The organism is Pseudomonas sp. M20 (assembly GCF_045037865.1).
Classification (GTDB): domain Bacteria; phylum Pseudomonadota; class Gammaproteobacteria; order Pseudomonadales; family Pseudomonadaceae; genus Aquipseudomonas.
In genome coordinates this window covers 1,426,127-1,445,330 of sequence record NZ_CP173611.1, presented here as the reverse complement: position 1 = coordinate 1,445,330, position 19,204 = coordinate 1,426,127, and the positions used below count along the sequence as shown (strand labels likewise).

General features: G+C 58.2%; 16 protein-coding genes and 1 pseudogene. 8 read left to right on the top strand and 9 right to left on the bottom strand.

Translation table 11 applies throughout. The features are described 5' to 3' along the window. Positions 1-19 precede the first annotated feature (19 nt). The 4 genes and pseudogenes from nuoM to ACI514_RS06515 all read left to right on the top strand — a co-directional run bounded on the left by nuoM (position 20) and on the right by ACI514_RS06515 (position 5,063). Positions 20-1,552, top strand: a complete 1,533-nt coding sequence (nuoM, locus tag ACI514_RS06530) for an NADH-quinone oxidoreductase subunit M (RefSeq protein ID WP_160058627.1) — start codon at positions 20-22, stop codon at positions 1,550-1,552. A gap of 7 nt (positions 1,553-1,559) precedes the next feature. Continuing rightward, entirely contained in the window at positions 1,560-3,023 is a 1,464-nt protein-coding gene (gene nuoN / locus ACI514_RS06525; RefSeq protein WP_007920173.1) for an NADH-quinone oxidoreductase subunit NuoN, read from the top strand. Positions 3,024-3,212: 189 nt separating this feature from the next. After that, positions 3,213-3,308: pseudogene (locus ACI514_RS06520) on the top strand (transcriptional regulator); the annotation flags it as partial. Positions 3,309-3,734: 426 nt separating this feature from the next. Continuing rightward, positions 3,735-5,063, top strand: coding sequence for an OprD family porin (locus tag ACI514_RS06515; RefSeq protein WP_405123324.1), 1,329 nt, complete (start codon positions 3,735-3,737; stop codon positions 5,061-5,063). Between the two features lie 156 nt (positions 5,064-5,219). On the opposite strand, the gene ACI514_RS06510 is transcribed toward ACI514_RS06515, so the two are convergent. From ACI514_RS06510 to ACI514_RS06475, 8 genes are all read right to left on the bottom strand, one after another. Continuing rightward, a complete protein-coding gene (locus tag ACI514_RS06510) occupies positions 5,220-5,741 on the bottom strand; it encodes a hypothetical protein (protein WP_160058629.1) in 522 nt (173 codons plus the stop codon). Then, complete coding sequence (locus ACI514_RS06505) at positions 5,699-5,989, bottom strand: DUF1778 domain-containing protein (protein WP_041073246.1); 291 nt, start codon at positions 5,987-5,989, stop codon at positions 5,699-5,701. Before ACI514_RS06505 ends, ACI514_RS06510 begins: the two co-directional genes overlap by 43 nt. Before the next feature lie 289 nt (positions 5,990-6,278). Further along, positions 6,279-6,659: a DUF6124 family protein gene (locus ACI514_RS06500; protein WP_160058630.1), complete on the bottom strand. Its 381-nt coding sequence runs from the start codon at positions 6,657-6,659 to the stop codon at positions 6,279-6,281. 477 nt (positions 6,660-7,136) lie between these two features. Then, a complete protein-coding gene (locus ACI514_RS06495) occupies positions 7,137-7,469 on the bottom strand; it encodes a DUF2790 domain-containing protein (protein ID WP_405123323.1) in 333 nt (110 codons plus the stop codon). Positions 7,470-7,549: 80 nt separating this feature from the next. Beyond that, positions 7,550-7,753: a co-regulatory protein PtrA N-terminal domain-containing protein gene (locus ACI514_RS06490; protein ID WP_160058632.1), complete on the bottom strand. Its 204-nt coding sequence runs from the start codon at positions 7,751-7,753 to the stop codon at positions 7,550-7,552. A 223-nt stretch (positions 7,754-7,976) separates the two neighbouring features. Then, complete coding sequence (locus ACI514_RS06485) at positions 7,977-11,126, bottom strand: CusA/CzcA family heavy metal efflux RND transporter (RefSeq protein ID WP_405123322.1); 3,150 nt, start codon at positions 11,124-11,126, stop codon at positions 7,977-7,979. A 14-nt stretch (positions 11,127-11,140) separates the two neighbouring features. Next, entirely contained in the window at positions 11,141-12,328 is a 1,188-nt protein-coding gene (locus ACI514_RS06480; RefSeq protein WP_405123321.1) for an efflux RND transporter periplasmic adaptor subunit, read from the bottom strand. A 49-nt stretch (positions 12,329-12,377) separates the two neighbouring features. Continuing rightward, on the bottom strand, positions 12,378-13,625 hold the full coding sequence (locus ACI514_RS06475) for a TolC family protein (RefSeq protein ID WP_160058635.1): 1,248 nt from the start codon (positions 13,623-13,625) through the stop codon (positions 12,378-12,380). 535 nt (positions 13,626-14,160) lie between these two features. Here ACI514_RS06475 and ACI514_RS06470 point away from each other — a divergent pair. From ACI514_RS06470 to ACI514_RS06455, 4 genes are all read left to right on the top strand, one after another. Further along, positions 14,161-14,835 (top strand): heavy metal response regulator transcription factor, encoded by a 675-nt coding sequence (locus tag ACI514_RS06470; RefSeq protein ID WP_007920164.1) that lies wholly within the window; start codon positions 14,161-14,163, stop codon positions 14,833-14,835. Next, entirely contained in the window at positions 14,832-16,265 is a 1,434-nt protein-coding gene (locus tag ACI514_RS06465; RefSeq protein ID WP_405123320.1) for a heavy metal sensor histidine kinase, read from the top strand. The genes ACI514_RS06470 and ACI514_RS06465 overlap by 4 nt, the downstream gene beginning before the upstream one ends. Before the next feature lie 232 nt (positions 16,266-16,497). After that, the gene (locus ACI514_RS06460; RefSeq protein WP_224790125.1) at positions 16,498-16,836 is read left to right on the top strand and encodes a type II toxin-antitoxin system Phd/YefM family antitoxin; all 339 of its coding nucleotides are present in this window, start codon (positions 16,498-16,500) and stop codon (positions 16,834-16,836) included. Next, positions 16,833-17,210 (top strand): type II toxin-antitoxin system VapC family toxin, encoded by a 378-nt coding sequence (locus ACI514_RS06455; protein WP_102901289.1) that lies wholly within the window; start codon positions 16,833-16,835, stop codon positions 17,208-17,210. The genes ACI514_RS06460 and ACI514_RS06455 overlap by 4 nt, the downstream gene beginning before the upstream one ends. A 234-nt stretch (positions 17,211-17,444) precedes the next feature. Here the strand turns inward: ACI514_RS06455 and ACI514_RS06450 are convergent, their stop codons facing one another. Then, a complete protein-coding gene (locus ACI514_RS06450; RefSeq protein WP_123376407.1) occupies positions 17,445-19,187 on the bottom strand; it encodes an ABC transporter substrate-binding protein in 1,743 nt (580 codons plus the stop codon). Between the last annotated feature and the right edge of the window lie 17 nt (positions 19,188-19,204).

Below are 19,204 nucleotides of genomic sequence, written 5' to 3'. Positions count from 1 at the left end.
GAAAGGAAACGAGCCCGTCATGATTCTGCCTTGGCTAATCCTGATCCCCTTCATCGGCGGCCTGCTGTGCTGGATGGGTGAGCGCTTCGGCGCTACCCTCCCCCGCTGGATTGCGCTGTTGACCATGACCCTGGAACTCGCCCTCGGCCTCTGGCTGTGGGCCCACGGTGACTATTCATTTGCCCCGGCGCCTGGCGCCGATCCGACCTGGGCGCTTGAGTTCAAGCATGTCTGGATCCAGCGCTTCGGCATCAACGTGCACCTGGCCCTCGACGGCCTGTCGCTGTTGATGATCCTGCTGACCGGTCTGCTGGGTATCCTCTCGGTACTCTGCTCGTGGAAAGAGATTCAACGTCACGTTGGCTTCTTCCACCTGAACCTGATGTGGATCCTCGGCGGCGTGGTCGGCGTGTTCCTCGCCCTCGACCTGTTCATGTTCTTCTTCTTCTGGGAAATGATGCTGGTGCCGATGTACTTCCTCATCGCGCTCTGGGGTCACAGTTCTTCGGACGGCAAGAAAACCCGGATCTACGCAGCGACCAAGTTCTTCATCTTCACTCAGGCTTCCGGTCTGATCATGCTGGTGGCGATCCTCGGTCTGGTGCTGGTCAACTTCAACAACACTGGCGTGATTACCTTCAACTACGCCGACCTGTTGAAAACCAAGATGTCGATGACCACCGAGTACATCCTGATGCTCGGCTTCTTCATCGCCTTCGCGGTCAAGCTGCCGGTTGTACCGTTCCACTCGTGGTTGCCTGATGCCCACGCCCAGGCGCCGACTGCCGGTTCCGTCGACCTCGCCGGTATCTTGCTGAAAACCGCTGCCTACGGTCTGCTGCGTTTCGCCCTGCCATTGTTCCCGAACGCTTCGGCCGAGTTTGCGCCGATCGCCATGACCCTCGGTCTGGTCGGGATCTTCTACGGTGCGTTCCTCGCTTTCGCACAAACCGACATCAAGCGTCTGATCGCCTTCTCGTCCGTTTCCCACATGGGTTTCGTGTTGATCGGCATCTACTCCGGCAGCCAACTGGCCCTGCAAGGTGCAGTGATCCAGATGCTCGCGCACGGTGTGTCGGCGGCGGCACTGTTTATCCTCAGCGGTCAGTTGTACGAGCGTTTGCACACTCGTGACATGCGTGAGATGGGCGGTGTGTGGTCGCGTATCGCTTACCTGCCAGCAATCAGCCTGTTCTTTGCAGCCGCTTCGCTGGGTCTGCCAGGTACCGGTAACTTTGTCGGTGAGTTCCTGATCCTGATCGGCTCCTTCGCCAGCTGGCCGTGGATCACTGCGATTGCCACCTCCGGTCTGGTGTTCGGTTCGGTCTACTCGCTGATCATGATCCACCGTGCCTACTTCGGTCCGGCGAAATCGGATTCGATCCTGCACGGTATGGACGCTCGCGAACTGATCATGGTGCTGGGCCTTGCGGTGTTGCTGATCTACATCGGCGTCTACCCGCAACCGTTCCTCGACACTTCTGCCGCCACGATGCATGGCGTTCAGCAGTGGCTCGGCACCGCCTTCACTCAACTCGCTTCGGCCCGGTAAGAGCGCTATGGAATTCACGATTCAACACTTTATTGCGCTTGCGCCACTGTTGATCACCAGCCTCACCATTATCGTGGTGATGCTGGCAATCGCCTGGCGCCGCAACCACTCGCAGACTTTCCTGATCTCGGTCGCCGGTCTGAACCTGGCCTTGCTGTCGATCCTCCCAGCCCTGAAAGTCGCGCCTCTGGCCGTGACTCCACTGCTGCAAATCGACACGTTCGCTTGCCTGTACATGGCGCTGATCCTGGTCGCCACCCTCGCCTGTGTCACCCTCGCCCACGCCTATCTGGGCGATGGCGGTTCGGGTTACCCGGGCAACCGTGAAGAACTCTACCTGCTGATCCTGATGGCCGCCGCCGGTGGTCTGGTTCTGGTCAGCGCGCAGCACCTGGCCGGTTTGTTCATCGGTCTGGAACTGCTCTCGGTACCGGTCTACGGTCTGGTGGCTTACGCCTTCTTCAACAAGCGTTCGCTGGAAGCCGGCATCAAATACATGGTGCTGTCGGCCGCTGGCTCCGCGTTCCTGTTGTTCGGTATGGCGCTGCTGTACGCCGACTCGGGTTCGCTGAGCTTCGTCGGTATCGGTCAGGCTCTGGCTGCGACTGGCCTGCCTAGCTCGCTGGCGCAACTGGGTCTGGGCATGATGCTGATCGGTCTGGCGTTCAAGCTCTCGCTGGTACCGTTCCACCTGTGGACGCCGGATGTCTACGAAGGTGCTCCGGCACCGGTGGCGGCGTTCCTCGCGACCGCTTCCAAGGTTGCGGTGTTTGCAGTGATGGTGCGTCTGTTCCAGATCTCCCCTGCCGCCAGCAGTGGCGTACTGAGCGACGTGCTGACCGTCATCGCCATCGCCTCGATCCTGTTCGGTAACCTGCTGGCCCTGACCCAGAGCAACCTCAAGCGTCTGCTCGGTTACTCGTCCATCGCGCACTTCGGCTACCTGCTGATCGCGCTGGTGGCGAGCAAGGGTCTGGCGGTGGAAGCCATCGGCGTGTACCTGGTGACTTATGTGATCACCAGCCTCGGCGCCTTCGGCGTGATCACCCTGATGTCCTCGCCGTACAACGGCCGTGACGCGGATGCCCTGTACGAATACCGCGGCCTGTTCTGGCGCCGTCCGTACCTGACCGCCGTGCTGACCGTGATGATGCTGTCGCTGGCCGGTATCCCGCTGACTGCAGGCTTCATCGGCAAGTTCTACATCATCGCTACCGGTGTTGAATCGCATCAATGGTGGCTGGTCGGCTCGCTGGTGCTGGGCAGCGCCATCGGCGTCTTCTACTACCTGCGCGTGATGGTCACTCTCTACCTGATCGAGCCAAACCTGCGTCGCCACGACGCGCAGCTGCACTGGGAACAGAAGGCAGGCGGCGTGATGCTGCTGGCCATCGCCCTGGTCGCGTTCTTCCTGGGTGTGTACCCGCAGCCATTGCTGACACTGGTTCAGCAGGCGGGTCTGGCGGGCTGATAGCTTGGCTGGCTAGAAATGAAAACGGCACCTTCGGGTGCCGTTTTTGTTTTTGTGCGATCTTTTGACTTACTACGCTCCCCCCTTTTTAGGAATTTGCCTGCAAACCCGTGAGCAACGGCTGACATTCCGTAGAAGACATTTGTAGTTACATTTGAGGATCACCTATCAAGTGGAGATCCACGAACCATGAAGCGGGATATTTTTTCAGAGTTGATGGATGGCATTGGTGCGATAGCCAGAGAACGCCAAGGCAAAATCACATTGAAGAAGACGCGTGTAAAACGGATCGGCGACACGAAGGGCAAACTCATACTTCCCGCCGAAACTGATGCCTCTCTATCACACGGTTTGCTGGATACCTTCGAACGATAAAAAGCCACATCTGCACTCATGCGACCTATCAGACTCACTCAGACTACTGTGGGAGTGAGCCTGCTCGCGATGGCGTAGGCACTTTCAACATCTTGATTGGCTGACACTCCGCTTTCGTCGGAACGCCGCCCGGAGCAGGCTCGCTCCCACAGTTTTGTGTGGCGTTCACTCAATTCATATAACCACATGACGAAATTGTAATTCCCTCATCACCTTGGCGTTATCCGCAGCTTGCAACGATGTCACCCGGCGACCATGCCGGCGGGCCCTGCCCCGTCGAACAATAAAACCCACGCCGAAGCACGTTCCCGTTCTGCCGAACCCAAGGAGTGTTTGATGGTTAACCCTACAAAAATATCGATGGCCGCTTTAGCGGTGGTGGTGGTCGGCGCCGGGCCGTCCATGGTGTTTGCAGAAGACAAACCCGAGGGCTTTGTCGAAGGCAGTAGCCTGACGGTGCTCAACCGCAACTTTTACTTCAATCGTGATCATCGCAACGGCCAGTCCAGCCCCACCGGCAACGGTTATTCCGAAGCCTGGTCGCATGCGGTGATCAGCAAGTTCGAATCCGGTTTCACCCAGGGCACCGTCGGCGTCGGTGTTGATGCGTTTGCGATGATCGGGCTGAAGCTCGATACCGGTGACGGGCGAAACGGCGGGCGCAGTTCGTTTGATGTGTTGCCGGTTAACAGTGATGGCGAGGCGCGAGACGAATACACCAAGGTCGGTGGCGCCGCGAAAATTCGTGCGTTCGATACGGTGGTCAGGGTCGGTGATGTGTTCCCGGTCAATCCGATGGTGGCGGCCGGTGATTCGCGCTTGTTGCCGGAAAGCTTTCGCGGGGTGACAGCGAGCAACACCAGCATTGAAGGTCTGTCGGTGCAGGGCGGTCGATTGCATGCGATGAGCCAGCCGGCGTCCAGCGACATGCGCGAGAACTTCGCCACGTTCTACGCTGGCCCGGTCAATTCGCCGTGGATCGCTTACGGTGGCGGCGATTACGCATTGAACAAGAACCTCAGTTTCAGTCTGTATTCCAGCCGTCTCAAGGATGCGTGGAATCAGTACTACGCTGGCACTGCCTGGACTTATCCGCTCTCGGACGACCTGTCGCTGTTCGGTGGCCTGAACTATTACAAAGCCGTCGATGAAGGCAAACAACTGCTCGGCGAGTTCGACAACAACATCTGGAGCGGCCGTGTCGGCGTAAAACTCGGCGCCCATTCGGTCGCCCTCTCCCACCAACGCAATAACGGCAATGACGACTTCGATTACCTGCGCCAGTCCGACTCGATCTTCCTCGACAACTCGATCCAGTACAGCGATTTCAACTCGCCGAAAGAACGCTCGTGGATGGTGCGTTATGACCTCGACATGAGCACTTATGGCGTACCCGGTTTGTCGTTCATGACCCGTTACGCGCGCGGCACCGACGCCGACTATTCCAACGCCAACGCCGTGTACATGCGCCGCGATGCCGAGGGCAATCCGCTGACCGATCAGAAACGTTGGGAGCGCGACATCGAAGTCAAATACTTGGTGCAAAGCGGTTCGATGAAAGACCTGTCACTGCGCTTGCGCCAGGCGACGACACGCGCCACGGCGTTCGAGTCGGATCTGGATGAAGTGCGGGTGATTGTCGAGTATCCGTTGGCGATTCTTTGATTGCGCGGTTGATGCAAATTCACCTTTAGAAGCTCCTTGCTCCTTTGGTAAGAGGTGAATCTTTTGGCGTCCTTCGGGGCGCCTTTTTTTGCGCTGCGGTCGCGACATAATCAACCCGCTATCAAGACAACCTAGCGGGTAGCTGAAAGCCAAGCTTTAGCGTAGAGGCAGCATCAGGGTTATAGGGGAAATGTCGGGGCACGGAATGAATCCCGCGTACTTGATATAAAAGCTCGACAGCCGATCATTCAAGGGATGAACAATTATTGCGCTGGATCCGATCGACTGAGACGCGTTGAGGGCTCTTTCAATCGCATCTTGCAGTAAATCGACAGCGAAACCTTGGCCCTGAGCTTCGCGCGTTACCCCCATACGCCCCAATAGAGTTACCGGATGGACACTGGGCGAATTGCGTTGACTGCTCTTCGGCATGACGCTGGCACGGGCGACTGATCCGCTGGAGAGAGTGTAATAGGCCATCACATTCGACGTGCCTTTGAGGCAACTGACGTACACAACAGCCTGCTTGGTGGATTGGGCTTTTCGCGCCTTCCTCTGCAGGTAATGGTCAATGGTCACCTCACCAGAATCGAAAGCATTGAGCTCGTGTAGGTCGTTGAGCTTCTCGGGGGCGGTCAACTCCAACGTTTTGGACGTGCGAGCAGTTGGTGCAGGCATTCGTTACCTCGAGCCGGATTGGCTTCAATAGCCTGTTCGAATGCGTCAAATGCGCTGTCGTCGAGAAGGAACAGTCGTTTATCCAGAATCACCTCTTCAGCTTTTTGGCAGGCAGCTTCCAGGATAAAACTTGTGCGATCACGACCAGACATGGCGGCTGCCAAATCGATCAGATTACGTTTCTTTTCGTCCGCTCTCATGTTGATTGGAACGGGTTTGGATTTTTCAACGCTTTCAGTTGTGGACATTTGTTCTGTTTCCCATCTGGGTAGGTGATGTTGGAACTGGAGCCTCCTTATGGCGTTAGCACATCAGCTTTTGTTTACTTTTCATTTTCTGACTCCTTGAGTGGCCCGGAGAGGTTTAGGCCATGCTCTTAACGTGAGATCTAACGTTTGAGGTGCGAAGCCATGTGAGCAGCTTCGGAGTCGATTCTATACCGACCGTGTAGCTAATGCATATACGCGTATAGCTTTCAGATACACGGTCATTTTATTTAGTCTGGCGAGAAAGAGATCCTCGCCAAAGGACCTTTGCCTACGTCGTGACCTCCACGTTATCCAGCGCTTTGTTCACCGCCAGTTCACCGAGCATGACCACCTGCGCGATACCCAGCAGGGTCTTGCGATGGGTGCCGCCCAGCAATGCGGCGAAGTCACCGAGCATCACCGTGGCCGAGGCCAGGGATTCGCTGGCGTTGGCCAGTAGTGATTCGGTGTCGGCTTTGGGATTGACCAGGAACATCTGGTTGGGGATGTACGGTGCGGACATGATGGCGGCTGAGGGTTTGAGGTAGAAGTCGAGGGCGCGGTCGGCGGCTTCGTGGAGTTTTCGGGTGTCGACGGAGGCGTAGGGGGATGTTGAGTTGGCGTCGGGGATTGCGTCTGCTTCGGGGGGATTTGGGGTTGGCTTTTTCATAAGGTTCATCTTCTGTTCTGAAAGTGGAGCTGGCCCATTCGGTTCCAATCGAAAGGGTGGCAGCTGTACGCAGGTTGGAACCCGGGGAACAGAAAACCCGACAGACTCGAAGTCTCCCGCGCACAGCTGCCATAACGAACTGCATACCATCAAAGGTGTGCAAGCATACGTCATGAAAAGTGCTTTCGCTTTCTGTAAAGCCACGGGGTTCCAATCCCGATCGCTGAATTGGCAGCGACCCCCACAGGCTAGAGAGCTGACGTCCGACGGACAACCTGAAAACATTGTGGGAAGGTTCCGCACTTCCCACACAACCTTTAAACATCACGAATTGAAATACGCATCGTGATATTGAAATTCGACCCCTGTAGGAGCTGCCGAAGGCTGCGATCTTTTGATCTTGATCTTTAGAATCAAAGTCAAAAGATCGCAGCCTTCGGCAGCTCCTACACGGGGCCGCGTTCTGGCGTGGCGGATTCAGCTCCCGCCGTTCCGACACACGCCCATCACGCTGTACTTGATGGTGTTGAGCTGACCTTTGGAGTCCTCATATGTCATGGCGGTGGGCACCACTTTGCACGCAGGCTGCGGCTTCACCACACTCACCACTTTGACCACGTCCAGCTTCATTCCGTATTCGTAATCCTTCACCGCCGGCGGCGCTTTGCCCTGGTTGGCGGCGTACTGTTCCATGGCTTTGCTGTTGGCGCTGAGCGCGCGTTCAAAGGTGCGGTCACCACCGCCTTCGGCCAGCACATTCGCAGACATCGCCATTACGCCGACGAACGCGATCCACTTGAGCATGTTCATATCCATTTCCTTCCCGTCCGGGCTTGAAAAAAAAGCCCGGCATCGATGCGCGATGAAGGGCTTGTTCAGGTGCAGCAGGCTTACAGATCGCGGGTCTTGTCGTCCTTCTTGTCGTTGACGACCACCGGGTTGCCGGCGGCTTTTTCCTTGGCGACGAACAACTCCATGGAGCGGTCGTTGCTGGTCATCATCCGCTCGAATGTGCGGTCGCCACCGCCTTCGGCCAAGGCCACGGAAGAGATCGCCAACGCCACAACAAAAGTACCCATCTGTACGATTTTCATCTTTGATTCCTCGTTTAAGTAACTGACGGGATCAAGGTAACAATCCGAACCTATCGTCACGGTGGCGGGGAAATTACATATCCGTTATCTCCCGGACACACTTCTGAAGTCGAACACAAAACCTGTAGGAGTGAGCCTGCTCGCGATAGCGGTGGGTCAGTCAATGTAGATCTGCCTGATAGACCGCTATCGCGATCAGGCTCACTCCTACAGAGGGGATTACCTATTTAGTTGGAACGGTGTCTTCTTCCCGGCGATGGGCGAGTTGGTAGAGCGCCGGCAAGATCAGCAGCGTGAGGATCGTGGAGGACAGGATTCCGCCGATCACCACGGTTGCCAGTGGTCGCTGCACCTCCGCACCTGTGCCGGTCGCAAGCGCCATCGGAATAAAGCCCAGCGAAGCCACCAACGCCGTCATCAACACAGGTCGCAAACGCGTCAGCGCACCTTCGTGAATGGCATCCGAAAGCGACCGCCCCTCCTCGCGCAAATTACGAATAAACGCAATCATCACCAAGCCGTTCAACACCGCCACCCCGGACAACGCGATAAAACCGACCCCCGCCGAAATCGACAGCGGAATATCCCGCAACCACAACGCCATGACCCCACCGGTCAAGGCAAACGGAATCCCGGTAAACACCAGCAAGCCGTCCTTGAGGTTGTTGAACATCATGAACAACAAGCCGAACACCAGCAGCAGCGCCACTGGCACGACAATCTGCAAACGCTTGGCCGCCGATTGCAGTTGTTCAAACTGGCCGCCCCAACTGGTCCAGTAACCGGCCGGGACTTGCACATCACGCTCGATCACCTCACCGGCCTCGCTGACAAACGAACCAATGTCACGCCCACGCACGTTGGCGCTGACGATCACCAGACGCTTGCCGTTCTCACGGCTGACCTGATTCGGGCCGAGCACCAGGTCGAGGCTGGCGACGTCTTGCAGCGCGATGAAGCCGATCTGATTCGCAGCGCCACTCAGTGCCGGCACCGGGATCAGCAGTGCCGACAAGCCGTCGATGTCCTTGCGCATGGCATCGGACAACCGCACAACCATATCGAAACGCCGGTCGCCCTCATACAACGTCCCGGCCTGACGCCCGCCCACTGCCACGGCAATGGTGTCCTGCACATCACCGACGTTGAGCCCGTAGCGCGCGGCTTTATCGCGATCAATGTTGATAGTCAGCACCGGCAGCCCGGTAGTTTGCTCGACCTTCACTTCGGATGCGCCGTTGACCTTTTGCATGGCAGCAGCGATTTTCGCAGCGGTGGCATTGAGCACGTCCATGTCATCACCGAACACCTTCACCGCGACATCACTGCGCACGCCGGAAATCAGTTCGTTGAAGCGCAGTTGAATCGGCTGCGACAGTTCATAGTTGCTGCCCGGCAACGTCGCGGCGGAAGCTTGCAGTTCGGCCATCAGGGTTTCGCGGGACTTGCCTGGATCCGGCCACTGTTCCTTGGGTTTGAGCATCACGTAGCTGTCGGAGATATTCGGCGGCATCGGGTCGGAGGCGATTTCGGCGGTGCCGGTGCGAGCAAAAACACGTTCGACTTCCGGCACTTTCGCCAAAATCAACGTCTCCAACCGCTGCTGCATATCCACCGATTGCGTCAGGCTGGTACCCGGCACACGCAACGCTTGCAAAGCAAAATCACCTTCGCTGAGGCTCGGTACAAACTCGCTGCCCATGCGGCTAGTAAGCACGCCGCTAAGCACGATCACGCCCAACGCCGCGCCCACTGCGATTGCGCGATGGGACATGACCCAGGCCAGCGCCGGCGCATACACGCGACGTGCGCCACGCATCACCGCGCCCTCTTCTTCCTTGACCTTGCCCGTGACGAACAACGCAATCGCCGCTGGCACGAACGTGACGGAAAGCAACATCGCGCCAAGCAAAGCAATCACCACGGTAAACGCCATCGGGTGAAACATTTTCCCTTCGACGCCACTCAAGGCGAAAATCGGCAGGTACACGACCATGATGATCAACTGCCCGAAAATCAGTGGTCTCCGCGCCTCTTTCGCCGCGGCAAAGACTTCCTTGAAACGCTCGGCACGGGTCAGCAAACGGCCGTGATGCTGCTGCGCATGGGCCAGTCGACGCAGGGTGTTTTCAACGATCACCACCGCACCGTCGACGATGATGCCGAAGTCCAGCGCGCCGAGGCTCATCAAGTTGGCGCTGACCTTGTTGCTGAACATCCCGGTGAAGGTGAACAGCATCGACAGCGGAATCACCATCGCGGTAATCAGCGCCGCGCGGATGTTGCCGAGGAACAGAAACAGAATCGCGATCACCAGAATCGCGCCTTCGATGAGGTTCTTTTTCACCGTGGCAATGGCTTTGTCGACCAGGTGCGTGCGGTCGTACACAGGCACCGCGATCACGCCTTGCGGCAAGGATTTGTTGATCTGTTCGAGCTTGCTGGCGACCGCTTGCGAAACTGTGCGGCTGTTCTCGCCGATCAGCATGAACACCGTGCCGAGCACTACTTCGCGGCCGTTTTCCGTGGCCGCGCCACTGCGCAATTCGCGGCCGATTTCCACGCTGGCGACGTTCTTCACCCGGATCGGCGTGCCGTCAACGTTGGCCATGACAATGTTGGCGATGTCCTCGGTGCTCGCCACTTGGCCCGGCGCGCGAATCAGCAATTGCTCGCCGCTGCGCTCGATGTAACCGGCGCCGACGTTGGCGTTGTTGCGCTCCAGCGCGGTGACCAGATCGGTGAGGGTCAGCTTGTATCCGGCCAGGCGTTTCGGGTCCGGAGCGATCTGATATTCCTTGGCGAAACCGCCGATAGTGTTGATCTCGGCGACACCGGGCACGTTGCGCAATTGCGGCTTGATGATCCAGTCCTGAATCACCCGCAGGTCGGTCGGCGTGTAGGCTGTGCCGTCGTCCTTGAGTGCGCCCTCCTTGGCTTCCACTGTCCATAAAAAGATCTCGCCGAGGCCGGTGGAAATCGGCCCCATCACCGCTTCCGCGCCTTCGGGCAATTGCTCCTTGGCGATCTGCAAACGCTCGCTGACCAATTGGCGGGCGAAGAACAGGTCAGTGCCGTCCTTGAAGATCACCGTGACCTGCGACAGCCCCGAGCGCGACAGCGAACGGGTCTGCTCCAGTGCCGGCAAACCGGCCATCGCGGTTTCAATCGGAAAGGTGATGCGCTGCTCGGTTTCCAGCGGCGAGAACCCGGCGGCGCCGGTGTTGATTTGCACCTGGACGTTGGTGATGTCCGGCACGGCGTCGATCGGCAGTTTTTGATAACTGGCGATGCCGAGGCCGGCCATGAGCAGAACGGCGAGCAGCACAATGATGCGCTGCTCGATGGCAAACTGGATCAGGCGTTCGAACATGGGAGTCTTCCGGATCAGTGGCTGTGCTCGGCTGAGGCTTTGCCCAGTTCCGACTTGAGGACGAAGCTGCCGGCGCTGGCGACTTGCGCGCCCGGTTCCAGCCCTTGAGTGATTTCCACATGGCCGGCGGCGCGGCTGCCCAGCTCAACCGCGCGGGCTTCGAAGCCATCGTCGGTACGCACGAAAACCGTGGGTTTGTCCTCGACGGTCTGGATCGCGGATTCCGGCACGGCGACTCTCGCTTCGCGGCTGTCGGTCGCCACCAGCGCGGTGACGAACAGACCGGGGCGCCACGAGCCTTGGGGGTTTTCCAGAGTGACGCGAACGGTTGCCGTGCGGGTCTGTTCGCCGAGCAAGCTGCCGACGTAAGCCACGCTGCCGACCACTTCTGCGTTGAGTTCCGGGGCGCTGACGGTGACCGCTTTGCCTACTTGAACCTTGTTCAGATCCTTCGGTGAAACGCCGAACGTTACCCACACTCGCGACAGATCCGAGAGGGTGAACGCCGCTGTGCTTTCATCAACGACCTCGCCCGGCGTCAGGTGTTTTTCCACCACCACGCCATCGAACGGCGCGCGCAATTCGTAGCGATTGCCGCCGGTGGCGACCACGCTGCCGCTGAGCACGCTGATCTTTTGCCGCGCATTGCTCACGGCGATTTCCGCCTCTTGCAGTGCCTGGCGCGCCTGGAGGAAATCCTGCTCGGCGGAAATCTTGTCCTGCCAGAGCTTTTTCTCACGCTCGTAGGTGGTGCGCGCCAACGCCAGGCGACGCTGCGCGGCGGCTTGTTCGCTGCGTTGATCGGAGATCTGCTGACTGGCGATCACCGCCAGTAACTGACCCTTCTTCACCGTTTGCCCGAGGTTGATCGCCACCGTCTCGACCACGCCCGGAACGCGCGGTACAACGTGGGCGGTGCGGTCTTCGTCGAAGCGCACTTCGCCGGGGAACGGCAGGCCAAGACTGATGTTTTGCGGCTTTGCTTCGGCAAGTTGAATGCCGGCGGCAGTGATTTGCTCGGCACTCAATTCGATGTGGCCTTCTTCGGCATGTTCAGCCGCTGCACCTTCTTCGGCGTGATCGGCATGCTCAGAAGTCTCGTCGGCATGCGCGTCGATGCTTGCGTTACCTGACCACTGCGAGCCGATACCAATGCCCAGCGCCAACGTCGCCACCGCGACAATCATCAATTTTTTATCCATGGAAACTCCTCTGCGCCGAGCCATCGCGCAGTTGTCTGAAAAGTGAAATTCAACGGCCGACGCTGAGGTCGCCGAAGATCCGTTCGATGCGTACGCGGGCGTCGGTGGCTTCGCTGACGGCCTGGATGTACTGGCTACGAGCGCTGATCAATGTTCGTTGCGCATCGAGCACATCGAGGAAGCCGAACTTGCCCATTTCGAATCCGCGTGTGGCGCTGTCGACCGCACTTTGCGCGGCGGGCAGGATGGTCTGGTTGAACGCAGTGACTTCGCCGTTGGCGGTCTGCCATTGCTCAAGGCTGGTCTGGACTTCCGTGCGCAATCGCAGCTCGGTGGCGTTGCGCAGATCCCGCGCCTGATCGGTGCGGCGCGCGGCCGCGAGCACATTGCCCTGATTGCGGTTGAACAGCGGAATCGGCATCGACAGCCCGACGACGTTGACGCGTTCGCGCTCGGTTTCGCTGTATTGGCTGCCGATGCTCACGGTGAGGTCGGGAATGCGCTGGGACTTTTCCAGGCCCAACGATGCTTCACGCTGATCGATCTGCAGTTTGGCCAGACGCAGTTCGGCGGTCTCGTTCAAGCGCTCGAGCAATCGTGTCGGTGGAGGAACGGCCGGCATGCTTTGCGTGGGTGCCTGCACCTTGGCCGACGTCGGCAACGGTGCGCCCATGACCTGCGCCAACTGCTGATAGGCAGTGGCCTGATCGCGTTCGGCGCGGCTCAGCTCCAAGCGCACTTCCGAAAGTTGCACTTGTGCTCGAGTACCTTCGACCGGCGACGACTTACCCGCCTCGATTCGCCCCTGCGCCACACGCAAACCGTGCTCGGCCAATTGCAGGGATTGCCGGGACAGCTGCAAGCGTTGCTGCGCGGTTTGGGCGCTGTTGAACGCCTGAATCACATCGGCGCGCAATGCATTGCGTTTGCGCTCCAGTTCGATGCCGGCAGCATCCTGCGCACGGCTGGCGACATCGATGCGTGCGCCGCGTTTGCCGCCCAGTTCGATCGGCTGACTGAGCATGACCGTGGTGGTGCGTGAGTCACGGCGGGTGTCTTCGGCTTCCCACGACACTTCAGGGTTGGGGATCAGGCCGGCCTGTTGGCGGTCACCTTCGGCGATGCCGATTTCCCACTGCGCAGCGGCCAGTTCCGGGTTGCCGGTGAAGGCGCTTTGCAGGGCTTGGTCCAGCGTCAGGGTCGATGCGTTTGCAAGGCCGGCGCTGGCCAACAACACCAGGCCGCTGACTGTTTTTTTCAGGCGTGATTGCGCCGTCAGTTTTATTAAACCGGGCAATGGAAGACTTCCTTTATTCAAGAATCTCGGATGCCGCCACGGTAGGGTTTTGAACTTATCGACAAGGTGACTGGAACATTACAAATCCGTTATCCACGGTTTGCCGAAGTTGTTTTGTTCTAGGATGCGAAGTGCTGGCGGCGTTATCGAAATACATCGAAACAAATGCGCGTTAGTTATCTGCTGAATTGCACTTGTGTGAATCGAAGTCATGGGATTTTTGTGGCTCGCGCTGCGACCGACTGTCGCAGATCACTGGTTTAGAGCGTTTGATTGTTGACCCTGTAGCCGCTACAACCTTTATTGTGCCGCCTCCCCTCACCCCAGCCCTCTCCCGGAGGGAGAGGGAGCCGACCGAGGTGTCTGACACTTTCCATCGACCTGTTACATCAAATCGATTATGGATTCAGTGAGGTTTTTTCACGTCGGCGTAGTTCCGAAATATCCCACGCTCAGTCCCCTCTCCTTCTGGGAGAGGGTTAGGGTGAGGGGCCGCCTTAATTAAATACCCATTAAATAAAAGTGGTGAAAGATCATGCGAATCCTTGTCGTCGAGGACGAGCTTAAAGCTGCCGAATACTTGCATCAGGGTTTGACCGAAAGTGGCTATGTCGTTGACCACGCCGCCACCGGCGCCGATGGTTTGCACTTGGCGCAACAGCAGGCCTATGACCTGATTATTCTCGACGTGAACCTGCCGGAACTCGATGGTTGGGGCGTGCTGGAACAACTGCGTCGCACCCACTCCACACGGGTGATGATGCTCACCGCGCGCGGGCGTCTGGCCGACAAGATTCGTGGCCTCGATCTGGGCGCCGACGATTATCTGGTCAAGCCGTTCGAGTTTCCCGAACTGCTGGCGCGGGTGCGCACCTTGATGCGTCGTAGCGAAAACATCCCGGTGCCGCAGGTCCTGAAAGTCGCTGATCTGGAACTCGATCCGGGCCGCCATCGCGCGTTTCGCGGCGCGCAGCGTATTGACCTGACCACCAAGGAGTTCGCCCTGCTGCATTTGCTGATGCGCCAGTCCGGCGAAGTGCTGACGCGCACGCAGATCATCTCGCTGGTGTGGGACATGAATTTCGACTGCGACACCAACGTGGTCGAAGTGTCGATCCGCCGTTTGCGGGCGAAGATCGACGACCCGTTCGACAGCAAACTGATTCACACCCTGCGCGGTGTCGGCTATGTGCTGGAGGCACGGGAATGAAGCCCTCCAGCCTGTCGATGCGCCTTGGTTTGACGGTGAGTATTCTCGGCGCACTGTTGGTGGTGTTTCTGGCGATCCTCGCCTACTTCGCTCTGACCCATGAACTGAATGCGCTATCTCGAGACAGCCTGGAAAAGAAGATGGCGCAGGTGGAGCACAGCCTGTCGCTGTACATCGATGCCAATGAAATCAGTGGCAAGCCGCATATTCTGCTCGATCAGGTGATGGGCCATGACAACCTGACGTTGACGATTTATGACCGCTTGAACCTGCGCTCGCCGCTGCTTAAATCCGGCAGCGGTTTGACTGATCCACGGGTTGAATTGAAAGCAGTGCGGGCAACCACTGATCAATTGACTTACTCCGACAGCATTGATGCCGAAGGGGCGAAATTCCTCACCGTGTCCAAGCTGATTCGTCTCAAGGACGGCAACAGCGTGCCGGTGCTGCTGTCGATGGACAACGCCCATGATCAGGCGTTGCTCAGCGCGTATCTGCGCTCGACGCTGATTGCCTTGCCGTTGTTGCTGGTGTTTATCGGCCTGAGCGCGTGGGGCGCGGTGCAGCGTGGTTTGGCGCCGCTGCGCGAGTTTCGCAAAGTGGCGGCGATGGTCTCTACCCAGGATCTGGAACACAGGCTGTCGGTGGTAAACATGCCGCAGGAGTTGAGTGAACTGGCGCAGGGCATCAACTTCATGCTGCATCGGCTGGATGCCGGGGTGCAGCAGTTGTCGCAGTTCTCTGATGACTTGGCGCATGAGCTGCGTACGCCGATCAATAACCTGATGGGCAAGGCGCAGGTGACCCTTTCGCGCGAGCGCTCGGTGGATGAGTACAAAGATGTGTTGGTGTCATGCACCGAGGAACTGGAGCGCGTGGCGCGGATTGTTTCGGACATGCTGTTTCTGGCGCAGGTCAGTCATCCGTCGGCGCTGGCACCGTTTGAAGCGGTGGCGCTGGAGGTTGAAGTCGCGAAAGTGGCCGAGATGTTTTCGTTGTCGGCGCAGGATAAGAACATTCATTTGAATGTCGTTGGCAGTGCGACGGTGATGGGCGATCGGCTGATGATTCAGCGGGCGATTTCCAATCTGCTGTCCAACGCGCTGCGCCATTGCCCGAACGGAAAAACCGTGACGCTGCTGATTGAACAGAGTGCGACGCAGGCCTCCCTGCTGGTCAGCAACCCCGGCGCCGGGATTGAAGCGCAGCATTTGCCACATCTGTTCGACCGCTTCTACCGCGTCGACAGCAGCCGCTCGCGCTCGCAGGGCAGCACCGGGTTGGGACTGGCGATCGTGCGCTCGATCATGAGCCTGCATCAGGGTGTGGCGGAGGTTAAGAGCTTGCCGGGGGCGATGACCGTGTTCCGGCTCGGGTTTCCTGCGGTGCCGACAATGGCCCCTTCGCTTGCAGGCAAGCTCCCACAGTGATTTGCGGGGTACTCAGGTTTTGTGGGCACCACTGAAACCTGCAGGCCTTCGCCCGCTTGCGATGGCGGTGGGTCAGTCGACATTTTTGTACGATTTTTTACCGATTTGCTCCCGTCCCCACACAAACGCCGAAAGCTCTCGCCGCAACCTCCGTTTTGTCCTACAGCCAGTTTTGAGTAGATAGCTCTATGGTGGAGGCCTTGGCAGATGGAATACCGACGAGAGGCTAAAAATGAACAGGGATATCGTTTGCGAATGGGCTGAAGAAGTCTATGGTTTGGCAGCGTTGAAATATTCTGGCTATATTTGTCCAGAATACAGGGGTGAGCTGATGATCATCGTTCCGCTGGCTGAAGCCAAAAACAATTTATCCAAACTCGTCGATGATGCCGCTGCTGGCCAAGTCATCACGATTGCCAAGCATGGGCGGGCGATGGCTCGCCTCGTTCCCGTAGGAAAACCCAGCGCTCAGCGTATTGGCGCAATGAAAGGCAAACTGGTGTTGCCCGACGATTTCGACTCACCACTGCCCGATGACATGCTTGATACATTTGAGGGCACTCAAGCATGAGGCTTCTGCTCGACACGCACATTTTGCTCTGGACGCTCAGTGATGACGCCAGATTGTCCGGCAAAGCCAGAAAATTGATTGAGAACGCCGCCGAAATCTACATCAGCGCCGCCACTTTCTGGGAAATGGCAATCAAGGTCGGGCTCGGCAAGCTGAATGTTGATCTGGAAGAAGTCCGCCAATATTGTCTCGACAGTGGCTTTATCGAACTGCCAGTGACTGCAGAGCACGCCATCGCCGTGAAGGATCTTGAGCACCATCATCGCGATCCGTTTGACCGCATTATCATCGCCACAGCAATGACCGAGCCGATGAAGTTGCTCACGGCTGATGCTTTGGTTGCTCGTTACACAGATCTGGCTGTTCTGGTCTGATCAAGACACATCCAGTACCGGCACACATCAATGCTGGCGGCGGGTCGGTCGATATCTTTTTCGTCTGACACACCGCTATCGCGAGCAGGCTCACTCCTACAGGTTTTTGTGTCGTTCACAGATGCGGTGTACGCCGCGAACCTCTGTGGGAGTGAGCCTGCTCGCGATAGCAATCGCAGCGGCACCAACAAAAACGGCACCTTCCGGTGCCGTTCGCCTTTCACAGTTCCCCTATCACTTACGCGCATCCGCCCAGGATTTCAGCAGTTCGTTGTAGCTCACGGTCTCGCCTTTCGGCTTCTCGTTGGCCAGTTTCGGTTTCGGTGCGCCCGGTTGATCAAACCAGTACTGGGCATCGCGCTCCGGATTCATCTTCGGTGCACAAACAGCCTGGGCCTTGGAGCGTTCGAGGCGGGTCATTATCGCGTCCTGATCCTTGGCCAAACCATCGAGCGCCTGTTGCGGGGTCTTCTCGCCGCTAGCCGCTTCGGCGATGTGGCTCCACCATAGTTGCGCCAGACGCGGATAGTCCGGCACGTTGGTGCCGGTCGGGGTCCATTGCACGCGGGCCGGGCTGCGGTAGAACTCGACCAGACCACCGAGCTTCGGCGCCAGATCGGTCATCGCTTGCGAGTTGATGTCCGACTCGCGAATCGGCGTCAGGCCGACGATGGTTTTCTTCAACGAGACAGTTTTCGAGGTCACAAACTGCGCATACAGCCACGCTGCCAGTTTCTGTTTCTCAGGCGTGGACTTCATAAACGTCCACGAACCCACGTCCTGATACCCAAGCTTCATGCCCTCTTCCCAATACGGCCCGCGCGGCGATGGCGCCATGCGCCATTTCGGTGTGCCGTCGGCGTTGACCACCGGCAGGCCCGGTTTGGTCATGTCGGCGGTGAACGCGGTGTACCAGAAGATTTGCTGCGCAATGTTGCCCTGCGACGGCACCGGGCCGGACTCGGAGAAGGTCATGCCCGCCGCTTCCGGTGGCGCGTACTTCTTCAACCAGTCGACATATTTGGTGGTGGCGAACACCGCCGCCGGGCCGTTGGTGTCACCGCCTCGGGTCACGCTGGAGCCGACCGGGTGGCAGTCCTCGACGCGAATCCCCCACTCGTCCACCGGCAAGCCATTCGGAATGCCTTTGTCGCCGCCACCGGCCATGGAGAACCAGGCATCGGTGAAGCGCCAGCCCAGCGACGGGTCTTTCTTGCCGTAATCCATGTGCCCGTAAACGCGTTTACCGTCGATTTCCTTGACGTCTTCGCTGAAGAATTTGGCGATGTCTTCATAGGCTGACCAGTTCACCGGCACGCCCAATTCGTAGCCGTACTTTTCCTTGAACTTGGCTTTTAGATCGGCACGTTCGAACCAGTCAGCGCGGAACCAGTACAGGTTGGCGAATTGCTGGTCGGGCAGTTGATAGATCTTGCCGTCCGGCGCGGTGGTGAAGGAGATGCCGATAAAGTCCTTGATGTCGAGGGTTGGCGAGGTGAAGTTCTTGCCTTCGTTGGCCATCAGGTCGGTGATCGATTCGGTTTTTCCGTAGCGAAAGTGCGTACCGATCAGGTCCGAGTCATTGACCCACCCGTCATAAATATTCTTGTCGGACTGCATCACCGTCTGCATTTTCTCGACCACGTCGCCTTCTTGCAGCAGGTCGTGGGTGAGCTTGATCCCGGTGATTTCGCTGAACGCCTTGGCCAGTACTTTCGACTCGTATTCGTGGGTGGTCAGGGTCTCGGAAACGACCTTGATGTCCATGCCGCGAAACGGCTCGGCCGCTTTGATGAACCACTTCAACTCTTCGAGTTGCTGCTCGGCCGTCAGGGTCGACGGTTTGAATTCACTGCCGATCCATTTTTTCGCCGCGTCTTCGTAGGCATCCGCCCACGCGGCGGCGCTCAAACCGCTGAGTGCCAGCATGGCTGCCAATGAAATGCTATGTCGCAGCTTATTGTTTTTGTCGAACATAGAGACCTCCTGTTTAA